The 10,014-nt window shown below is 73.4% G+C and carries 9 protein-coding genes; 8 read left to right on the top strand and 1 reads right to left on the bottom strand.

Features of this window, described 5'->3' with window-relative positions:
* Window positions 1-55 precede the first annotated feature (55 nt).
* From NITAL_RS26910 to NITAL_RS00880, 8 genes are all read left to right on the top strand, one after another.
* Window positions 56-673: a hypothetical protein gene (locus tag NITAL_RS26910; RefSeq protein ID WP_052664224.1), complete on the top strand. Its 618-nt coding sequence runs from the start codon at window positions 56-58 to the stop codon at window positions 671-673.
* Window positions 670-1,902, top strand: coding sequence for an arginine deiminase (locus NITAL_RS26115; RefSeq protein ID WP_052664223.1), 1,233 nt, complete (start codon window positions 670-672; stop codon window positions 1,900-1,902). The genes NITAL_RS26910 and NITAL_RS26115 overlap by 4 nt, the downstream gene beginning before the upstream one ends.
* Window positions 1,899-2,756, top strand: a complete 858-nt coding sequence (locus NITAL_RS00905; RefSeq protein ID WP_052664222.1) for an ABC transporter ATP-binding protein — start codon at window positions 1,899-1,901, stop codon at window positions 2,754-2,756. Before NITAL_RS26115 ends, NITAL_RS00905 begins: the two co-directional genes overlap by 4 nt.
* Window positions 2,757-2,821: 65 nt before the next feature.
* Entirely contained in the window at window positions 2,822-3,052 is a 231-nt protein-coding gene (locus NITAL_RS00900) for a (2Fe-2S)-binding protein (RefSeq protein ID WP_052664221.1), read from the top strand.
* Between the two features lie 205 nt (window positions 3,053-3,257).
* On the top strand, window positions 3,258-4,526 hold the full coding sequence (locus NITAL_RS00895; protein WP_052664220.1) for a GAF domain-containing sensor histidine kinase: 1,269 nt from the start codon (window positions 3,258-3,260) through the stop codon (window positions 4,524-4,526).
* A 48-nt stretch (window positions 4,527-4,574) separates the two neighbouring features.
* Window positions 4,575-5,060, top strand: coding sequence for a bacterioferritin (gene bfr, locus NITAL_RS00890; protein WP_052664219.1), 486 nt, complete (start codon window positions 4,575-4,577; stop codon window positions 5,058-5,060).
* Complete coding sequence (locus NITAL_RS00885; protein ID WP_425413687.1) at window positions 5,057-5,803, top strand: PIG-L deacetylase family protein; 747 nt, start codon at window positions 5,057-5,059, stop codon at window positions 5,801-5,803. Before bfr ends, NITAL_RS00885 begins: the two co-directional genes overlap by 4 nt.
* A gap of 136 nt (window positions 5,804-5,939) precedes the next feature.
* Window positions 5,940-8,447 carry a S8 family serine peptidase gene (locus tag NITAL_RS00880; protein ID WP_052664217.1) on the top strand — a complete coding sequence of 836 codons (2,508 nt, stop codon included), beginning with the start codon at window positions 5,940-5,942 and terminating at the stop codon, window positions 8,445-8,447.
* Window positions 8,448-8,507: 60 nt separating this feature from the next.
* On the opposite strand, the gene NITAL_RS00875 is transcribed toward NITAL_RS00880, so the two are convergent.
* Window positions 8,508-9,959, bottom strand: a complete 1,452-nt coding sequence (locus tag NITAL_RS00875; protein WP_052664216.1) for an outer membrane protein assembly factor BamB family protein — start codon at window positions 9,957-9,959, stop codon at window positions 8,508-8,510.
* Window positions 9,960-10,014: the final 55 nt, after the last annotated feature.

The raw sequence follows: 10,014 nt of genomic DNA, 5'->3' as shown, positions 1-10,014 counted from the left end.
TGCCTAGGCTCGGCGTACCTCGCTACCCGACCACCTACCGCCGGACGGAGCTCTCGTGGGTCGCCACGTGCTCGTGTGGGATGCCCCCAACGTCGACATGACGCTGGCCAACATCATCGAGGGCAAGCCCACGCCGAAGGAGCGGCCCGACCTGGCGGTGCTCGGCGCGTGGCTCGTCGACCAGGCCGCGGAGGAGGACGAGGTCGAGGCGTGCGTCTTCGTCAACGTCGCTGCGCACGTCGCGGGCCCGATGCGCGGGTGGGTCCTGTGGTTGCTCGAGCAGGGGTTCCGCGTCTTCGCCAAGCCCAAGGTCGCCGACTCGGACGTCGACGACGACATGCTCGAGCACCTCTGGAGCCGCTACGACGAGGGCGATCTCGAGGCGGTCTACATCGGCTCGAACGACGCCCGGGCGTTCCTCGACCCGCTGTTGCAGCTCGCGGACAACGACGTCGGTGTCCACGTGCTCGGGTTCGCGGAGTTCGCCGGGGGGCTGTCGACGGCGGACCACGTCGACTTCATCGACCTGGAGGCCATCGACGGCCTGTTCGGGGAGCCGCTCCCGCGTCTGACCCTCGAGCGCCTGCCCGAGGCCGGCCGCTGGTTCGAGCCGCGCGGCCGCCTCGGGAGCCTGCGCAGCAGCCGCACCGAGCGCCCCCCGGTGATCCCGTGAGCGCCGCCGAGCCGTCGGGCACGCCGAGCGTCCGTTCCGAGGTCGGACGGCTGCGCACCGTGCTGCTGCACCGTCCCGGCAACGAGCTGCGGCGGGTGACCCCGGGCACGATGGACGAGCTGCTCTTCGACGAGCTGCTGTGGGTCGAGGAGGCCCAGCGCGAGCACGACGCGTTCGCGGACGTGCTGTGCGGGGCCGGCGTGCAGGTCCGCTACGTCGAGGAGATGCTCGCCGACGTGGTGGCCGACCCGGCGGCCGCGGCCGCGGTGGTCGCCCGCCACGTGACCGACACGACGTGCGGCCCGCAGGCCGTCGAGCGGGTCCGGGAGCTGGTCCTCTCGGGCGACCCGATGCAGCTCGTCGAGCACCTCATCGGCGGGGTCACCCTCGAGGAGGTGGGCGATCTCGACGGGCTCGTCGCGGCGGCCTCGGCGCCCACCGAGCTGGTGCTGGCGCCGCTCCCGAACCTGGTGTTCACGCGCGACAGCTCGGCGTGGATCGGTGAGGGCGTGGTCCTCTCGCCCATGAACCGTGCGGTCCGCCGCCGCGAGACCGACCTGCTGCGCACCGTCTACCGCGAGCACCCCGACCTGGCGGGGGCGCCGATCTGGTTCGGCGACGAACCGCAGGATCAGCTGCAGGCGTCGTTCGAGGGCGGCGACCTGCTCGTGGTGGGCGAACGGGGGCTCGCGATCGGCCTGTCGGAGCGCACCACGCCCGCCGGCGTCGAGACGCTGGCGGCGCGGCTGTTCGAGGCGGGGGTCGTCGACCGTGTCCTCGCCGTCGACCTGCCCAAGGTCCGCGCGGCCATGCACCTCGACACGGTGGTCACGCAGGTCGACGTCGACGCGTTCATCACCTACCCGGCGATGACCTCGTCGGTGCGGTGCTTCGCGGTCGTCCCAGGTGCGTCCGGTGGCGTGCACGTGTCGGACGCCGAGGGGCTGGTTCCCGGCCTGGCCTGGGCGGCGGGGATCGATCGGGCCCGCGCCATCGAGCCGGCCCTGGGGTCCATCCGGGCCGAACGGGAGCAGTGGAACGACGCCAACAACACCCTGGCGATCGGACCGGGGGAGGTCGTCGCCTACGAGCGCAACGCCGCCACCAACGAGATCCTCGACGCCGCGGGCATCACGGTCCACACCATCCCGTCGGCCGAGCTGCCCCGAGGTCGTGGCGGCCCACGTTGCATGAGCTGTCCGGTGCTCCGCGACCCCGTGGAGGTGTGACGGTCGCCGGCCAGGGGACGCTGCAGGCCGTGCCGGGTGCGCCGGTGGTCGACGCACGGGACCTGACCGTCGTGGAGTCCGGGAACACCATCCTGCGGGACGTGTCCGTCCGGCTCGAGGCGCGCGAGCACCTCACCGTGCTCGGACCGAACGGCAGCGGCAAGACCACGCTGCTGCGCGTCCTGGCCACCTACCGCTACCCGACCCGTGGCGAGGTCAGCCTGCTCGGACACCGCTTCGGCCGGGTCGACGTACGGGCGCTGCGCCCACGGGTCGGGTTCGTGTCGGTGGCGCTCGATCCGCTGGTGGACGCCGTCCCGGTGCTGCCCCTGGTCGCCGGCGGGCACCGGGGGACGACCGCCCCCTCCGTCCGGATCCTGGCGGACCCGGATGCGGTGACGGCGGCGCGGCAGGCGCTGACCCAGGTCGGTGCGCGGCACCTCGCCGACCGTCGGGTCGACACCTTGAGCCAGGGGGAGCGGCAGCGGGTGCGGATCGCCCGTGCGCTGGCGTCGTCGCCCGACCTGTTGCTGCTCGACGAGCCGTTCGCAGGTCTCGATCTCGGCGGGCGCGAGTCGCTGCTCGCTGACCTCGACCGGTTGCTCACCGACCCGGGTGGCCCGACGGTCGTGCTCGTCACCCACCACCTCGAGGAGCTGCCCCCGCGCATCTCGCGCGCGCTGCTGCTCGCTGGTGGCGCCGCCGTCGCGTCCGGTCCGATCGCGGAGGTCCTGACGTCGTCGCAGGTCAGCGCGGTTTTCGGCGTGCCGGTGATCGTCGAGCGAGCCGACGACGGGCGGTGGCGTGCGTCCGGATCGCCCCCCGGGCTCGACGAGACGGTGAGGCTCACCTAACCTGCTGCCCACGCGGATGATCCGGCACGCGGTGCCGGGGACGCGGCCCTTCCAGGAGGCACCGGGTGGTCGTCTGCCACTGCGAGGTCGTCAGCGACGCGGACCTGCGCGACGTGATCGCGGCCGGTGCCGGGGACCTCGACGCGGTGACCGAACGCTGCGGTGCCGCGGGCCACTGCGGTGGGTGCGTCCCTGCGGTCGAGGACCTGCTCGAGGAAGCCGCGCTCGCGACGCGGGACATCGACGCGCTGCTGGCCCGGCAGGCGCGGCGCCGTTCGTTGGTCGCCGCGGCCTGACGCGGCAACCGGTGGCTAGTTCCGACGGGCTACCGGGAGTACGTCAGACTCCACCCGAGTGGGTCTAGCGGAACCAGCGGTGTGGCCGCAGTCTGACGGAGCGCATCGGTACGGGGACTCCCTGCGTCAACCGCGCGGCGAGGTCGAAGGGCCGGTCGCGGATGGGAGAGCGGTGCCAGATGCCGGCGGCGGGACCGACCTCGGAGTGCCGCGCGCGGACGTCCCCCCTCCGGCCGATGATGCCCACGAGCGCCGGGGTCGCCTCCTGCTCGAGCTGGCAGCCCGGGTCACGAGCACCCTGGACCTGCAACAGGTGCTCGACGCCAGCCTCGCCGCCATGCGGGAACTGGTCGACTTCGGGGGTGGTGCCATCCAGCTGGTCGACGACGGCGCCCTGGTGGCGGCCGCGACCGATCCACCGATGTCGCCCGAGGCACGCACCGTCCGCATCCCGGTCGGGCAGGGGGTCTCGGGCACGATCGCGGCCACCGGCGTACCCACCTACATCCCGGACCTCACCGTCGACGAGCGGGTCTTCCCCCAGGGCCGCAAGCGCGGGATCAGCACGGGGGTGCGCAGCTACTTCGGTGCCCCGCTGATCGTGCACGGTGGCCCCATCGGCGTGCTCCAGATCGACGCGCCGGAGGTCGACGCGTTCGGGTCCGATGTCCGGGCCCTGGTGCTGGCGTTCGTGCCGACCATCGCCGCCGCCGTCCAGAACGCGCGGCTGTTCGAGCAGGAACGGGAGGCGACGATGCAGCTGCGCGAGGCGGAGCGTCAGAAACGCGATTTCCTCTCGATCGTGTCGCACGAGCTCCGCACGCCGCTGACCACGCTGCTCGGGTTCGCGACGACCCTGGGCACCCACCGCGACCGCCTGACCGATGAGGCGGCTGCCGACCTGGCCGACCGCATGGTCGGTGCCGGCCACCGGCTCGAGCGACTGATCGACGACCTGCTGGACGCCTCCCGCCTCGACCGCGGTCTCCTGGAGCTCGATCTCGTGGCCACCCCGCTCGCCCCGCTGCTGACCGCGGTGGTCACCGAGTGGCAGCCAGGTCCGCACACCGTCGCTCTCCATGCGCCGGAGGCCTTGCCCGTTGTGCGGACCGACCCGGACCGGTTGCAGCAGGTGCTGGGCAACCTCATCGGGAACGCGGTGAAGTTCTCGTCACCGGGGGAGCCCATCGTGGTCGCGGCCGAGGTCCGTGGCGACCGCGTCGCCGTCAGCGTCCGCGACCGCGGCCCGGGCATCCCGACCGAGATCCAGCAGGAGGTCTTCGGCCTCTTCGTGCAGGGCGGCCCGGTGGAGACCCGTAGCACGGGCGGCCTCGGCATCGGGCTGTACGTCGTCAAGCGCCTGTGTGACGCCATGGACGCCCGGATCGGCGTCACCTCCGAGGCGGGGCAGGGCGCCACGGTGACCGTCGAGCTGCCGCGGGCGGACGTGGACGTGCGGCGGCCCGCGACCTAGCGTGCGGGCGTCCCGACAAGGGACCACCACCGCACCCAGGAGCGCCACGTGCCGCAGGGCGACGAACGCATCATCGAGCTGCTCAACGACATCCTGTCCTTCGAGCTCACGCTGATCAACCAGTACTGGCTCAACTACCGGATGCTCGACGACTGGGGTCTGCCCAAGCTCGCCGGGATCATGCGTGGCTACTCCCTGGAGGAGATGCAGGACGCCGACCACTACGTGGACCGCATCCTGTACCTCGAGGGGCACCCGAACCTCCAGCGGCTCGGCACCGTCCTCGTCGGTGAGAGCCCGCGGGAGATCATCGAGCTCGCCGCGCAGAAGGAGCGCGAGGCCGTCACCAAGCTCAACGACGGCATCGCGCTGTGCGTCGAGGTCGGCGACAACGGTTCGCGGGAACTGCTCGCCGAGGCTCTCCGCGAGGAGGAGGGGCACCTCGACTACTTCGAGAGCCAGCTCGAGGCCATCGCCCTCGTCGGTGAGCAGAACTGGCTGGCCCAGTTCACCGTCGGCAACACCGACGGCTGACCGTGACGGACGCGCCGGCCCCGCTGCCCTGGCTGGATGAGCGGGGCCTCGAACGCGTCCTGTGCGTCGCCGCGCACCCTGACGACCTGGAGTACGGCACCGCGGCGGCGGTCGCCCGGTGGCGGGCTGCCGGCATCGAGGTCAGCTACCTGCTGGTGACGCGCGGTGAGGCCGGGATCGACGGCCTGGCGCCCGCCGAGGCAGGTCCCGTGCGCGAGCAGGAGGAACGCGACGGCGCCCGCGAGGTCGGTGTCGACACCGTGGAGTTCCTCGACGGGTACGCGGACGGCACCGTCGAAGCGAGCCTCACCCTCCGGCGTGACCTCGCTCGCGTGATCCGTCGCCACCGCCCGCAGCTGGTCACGTCGCTGACCCACCACGAGCGCTTCGTGGGTGGGGGCACGAACCAGGCCGATCACCGGGCGGTCGGCCTGGCCTGCGTCGACGCGGCCGCCGACGCCGGCAACCGGTGGATCTTCCCCGAACTGATCGCCGAGGGGCACGAGCCGTGGCCGGGGGTCGGTGCGGTCGCGCTCGCCGCCTCGCCGGTCTCGACGCACGCCGTCGACGTGACCGGGCACCTCGACGCGGCCGTGCGTTCCCTGGCGGCGCACCGGGCCTACCTCGAGGGGCTCGGGGAGGCAGCACCCGACCCCGAGGTCATGCTCGGCATGATGTTCGAGGGTGCGGGCGCGCAGCAGGGCGTCGAGCACGCCGTGCAGTTCGAGGTCTTCGACCGCTAGGCCGGCGCCCCCGGTGCGAGGGGACGTGGCCCATCCGGACCGGTCGGAACGGACCAGGCACGGGTTGACACAGATGGCCCCCACGGGCTCTGGCGCCCGACGCTCCGCGACCGCATGCTCACCGACGGCGACGGGGGTGTCGACCGGTCGGGAGCTGCTCGTGCTGGATGTGCGTGCGGGGCGGCCCTCGCGGTACCGGATCGTGTTGGTGGGCGTCGCCGCGGTGGCGTTGGTGCTCGCACTGCTACCGGGGCGGAGCGAGGCGATCGCGGTCGACCGCTTCATCGTCAGCTTCGACGCGCCGCCGACCGACGAGGACCTCGAGGTGCTGGCCGGTGTGGCGACGGCCGTCCACGCCTTCGACCACCTCCCGGCCGCCGTGGTGACGCTCACCCCGGACCTCACCGGCCTGCTGCGCGCGTTGCCGGGGGTGGTGCGGGTCGACCGTGACGAGAGCTTCGAGCGCCACCTGGCGCAGTCGACGGCCACGATCCGTGCCGACGCCGCCTGGGACGCGGGCTGGACCGGTGCCGGCGTCGGTATCGCGGTCATCGACACCGGCATCGACGGCACCCACCCGGACCTCTGCGCCGCTCCGGAGTTCTGCGACGGCACCCCCGTCAAGACGGTCCAGAACGTCAAGATCCTGGGTCGTCAGACCGTGCTGACCGAACCGGTGGTCGTGCTCGAGGACCAGCTCAACAGCGACACCTCCTCGGGGCACGGCTCGCACGTGGCCGGGATCGCCGCGGGGCTCGGCGTGGCCGGGGCCCACGAGGCCGACCGGTACCGAGGCGTGGCGCCCGGTGCCTCGCTGATCGGGCTGTCCACCGGTGAGGCCATCGAGGCCGTCAACGTCCTCGCGGCGTTCGACTGGGTCATCGAGCACGCCGACGAGCACGACATCAAGGTCGTCAACAACTCGTGGGGGCCGGGGCGCGGCGCGCCCTTCGACCCCGCCCACCCGGTCCAACGCGCGATCGACGCCGCCCACGCGGCCGGCATCAGCGTGGTGTTCGGGGCCGGCAACGACGGACCGTCCACCGACACCCTCAACGCGTTCTCGGCGAACCCCAACGCGATCTCGGTCGCCGGGGGGACCAAGGATGGCCACATCGCCTTCTTCTCGTCCCGCGGGGTGCCTGGCAGCGAGCTGTGGCAGCCGACGGTGACGGCGCCGGGGTACAACATCGCGGCGGCCAGGTCCTCGACCGGCTTCTACGGCGGCATCGCCGACCTGGCAGCGCCCAACCCGGACCCGATCGAACCCCCGGACACGCTGCGGTACGCGTCGGCGAGCGGCACCTCCATGGCCGCGCCGCACGTGGCGGGGGTCATCGCGCTGGTCCAGGAGGCGGCCCGCACGACCCGCGGTGGCTACCTGTCGCCGGACGAGGTCACCGCCGTCCTGCAGCGCACCGCTGTCCGCGACGACGACGCGCGCGGGCCCGGCGGTCTGCCGCGCTACCAGCCCTACACGATGGGGGCCGGCTACGTCGACGCCCTGGCCGCGACCGCGGCGGTGGTGGCCGGGGCCAGCACGGCGCCGTTCGAGGCGGCCGTGAGCGTCGATGTGCAGGGCTTCGCCGGTCGGGTCGGGCCCGCGGCGCTCGTGCCGACCGAGACCTTCGAGGTCGTCCACGACGTGCTGCCGGGCGCCAGGACCCTGGACGTCGCCGTCGACTGGCCGCTGGTCGCCGACGACGTCGACCTCGAGCTGTACGCCCCCTCGGGGGCGCTGGTGGGGTCGACCTTCCTGCGCTGCGACCCGGCTGGCGAACCGAACGGCTACTCCTCGTTCTGCAGCAGCCAACCCAACGAGCGCATCACCGTGGTCGAACCCGCCGAGGGACGCTGGCGCGCGGTGGTGCGGGGCGGGCTGTTGTCGACCGTCGTCGACGTGACCGGCCTGTGGTCCACGGTGTACCCGGCCGGGACCGACCTGCCGGCTCCCGCGGCGCCGGCGACGGTCACGGTCGCGCCGGTCTCGTCCGTCGGCCTGGCCGGTGCGGAGCTCGACGTCGCGGTGACGGTCCGCGACGCCGATGGCGCTCCGGTTCTGGGCGCCGAGCTGGGCTGGGCCTCGACCGGTGTCGGGGAGGTGGCTGCAGGGGAACGCCACACCCGGGCCGACGGCACCGCAGCCGGCCGGGTCCGGTCGACCGCCCCCGGGCAGCAGCGCCTCACCGTCACCGCGGGCGGTGCGGCCGCCAGCGTGGACGTGACCTGGCTCGGCCTCGACGTGGCTGGTCTGCTGGACCTCTCGGGCAGCACCCCGGGCCGCGCATCCGGCGGCGGCTGGGTGGAGGTCGATGGCCGCCGCCGGACCTTCGCGATCCACGCCGAGGTCGCGCCGGGTGGCGGTCGGCCCGGCGGCGAGCTCGTCTACCGGGACCCGGCTGGTCCGAGCGTCACCGGGGTGCCGGACCGGTTGGTCGTGGACGGCGACCGGGCCACGATCACCGGCCCCGCCGAGGTGGACGGGACGGCCGGCTACCGGTTCCGCCTCGAGGTCCGGGACCTCGGTGAGCCCGGCCGTGGCGTCGACCACCTCGACCTCGAGGTCACCTCGCCGCTGTCGCTGACCTACCCCTACCGGGTCCGCGGCATCCTCGGCGGCGGCAACCTCCAGGTGCGGAGCTGACCCACGGACAGCGGCAGACTGTCGAGCACGCGGTGCGCGGGGCCGGCCGCTGCACGCTGCCTACGGCGCATCGAGGGGTGCCCACCAGTGGCGCGCCCCCGTGTCCGCATCCAGGGCGAGCAGCGCCGTCGACGTGGCCAGGTACACCACCCCGCCGTGCTCGGCGAACGCGACACGCGGCGAGCGCCCGATCGCAGCCCGCCACCGCACCGAACCGTCGGTCGGATCCAGGCGCTCGACGGCGTCGCGACCCGTGCGCAGGAGCGTGGTCCCGTCGGCGGCGAAGGGAGCCGACACGCCGCTCGGGGAGGGCTCGCGCCAGCGTTCGGTCCCGTCGGCGGCATCGACGGCCACCAGCGTCTCGCGCTGCTGTACCAACAGGACCGTCCCGACGGCACCCACCACGTAGCCGGGGACGTCCGCGTGCCGGGTCAGGGTGCCGGCGGCGTCCACGAGCAGCAGTGCGCCGCCATCGTGCTCGGCGACGGCGAAGCCCCCGTCGAAGGCGACCGGTCCCACCGGCACCGCGTTCGATCCGAGGGGCACCTCGTGACGGACGCCGCCGTCCGCCAGGTCCCGGATGACCATGACGCCGTCGGCCTCCAGGTCGTCGTCACCACCGCGACCGAGGTCGACGGCGGCGATCACCTCGCCGTCCGTTGCGTAGCTGTCGGTGAAGCACGCCTCGTCCTCGACCCGCCAGCGTTCGGTGCCGTCCGCCAGTGACACCGCGGCGACGAAGGCCTCGTGCGGCGGCGGCAGGTCGATCTGCTCGGGCGGGCACACGATCACCAGGTCCCCGACGACCGGACCGCGGGTGACACCATCCAGCTGCCAGATCCGCTCGCCGGTGCGCACATCCGTCGCGGTGACGGTCCGCTGGAAGTCGTGTTCGACCAGCACCGACCCCCCGAGCTCGGGCCACCCCCCGCCCGGGGCCTGCCACGTGGGTTCACCGTCGAGGGTGAACCCCCAGCGGTGCTGCCCGTCGTCGACGACCACCGATCCACCGTCGGTCACGACGCTGCCGGCCGCTCCACCGGCGCCGACGGCGGGATCGTCCTCGAAGGACGGTACGGCGCGGCAGTCGGCGCGGTGGCACCCGACCAGGTCGCGGTCCCCGAGCGGCGCTGCCAACGCGAGGCGGTGCGTCTCGATCAGGAGGATCGCGCGACACACGCCACCGGGGTCCGCCGGCTCCCAGCGGGCCTCCACGGTCACGGCCTCCTCGGTCTCCTCGGTGACCCACCCCACGAACTCGGTGCACCCACCCGACGACGTGAGCTCCAGCAGCACCTCGTCCGGTGAGCTGCCGGACAGGTGCCACGGGCGCGGCTCACCACCGGTGACGTCCGGCTCGGCCGGTGCGGGTGGGGCGACGTCCGTGGCACCGGGCTCGGCCTCCACCTCCACCTCGGTGACGGCCGTACGTGCGCCCTCCGACGCTCCGGCACAGGCGGACAGGGCCACCAGTGCGACGACGGTGGCTGCGACGATCGTCCTGGGTTCCATCGTTCCCCCTCGGCCCGGTTGGACGTCTGGCATCCGGCCGCAGTTCCGCCCGTCC

This window comes from Nitriliruptor alkaliphilus DSM 45188 (assembly GCF_000969705.1).
GTDB classification, from domain to species: Bacteria; Actinomycetota; Nitriliruptoria; order Nitriliruptorales; family Nitriliruptoraceae; genus Nitriliruptor; species Nitriliruptor alkaliphilus.
Note: the sequence above shows the minus strand (reverse complement) of the source record. Positions and strands in the feature narration are given on the sequence as shown.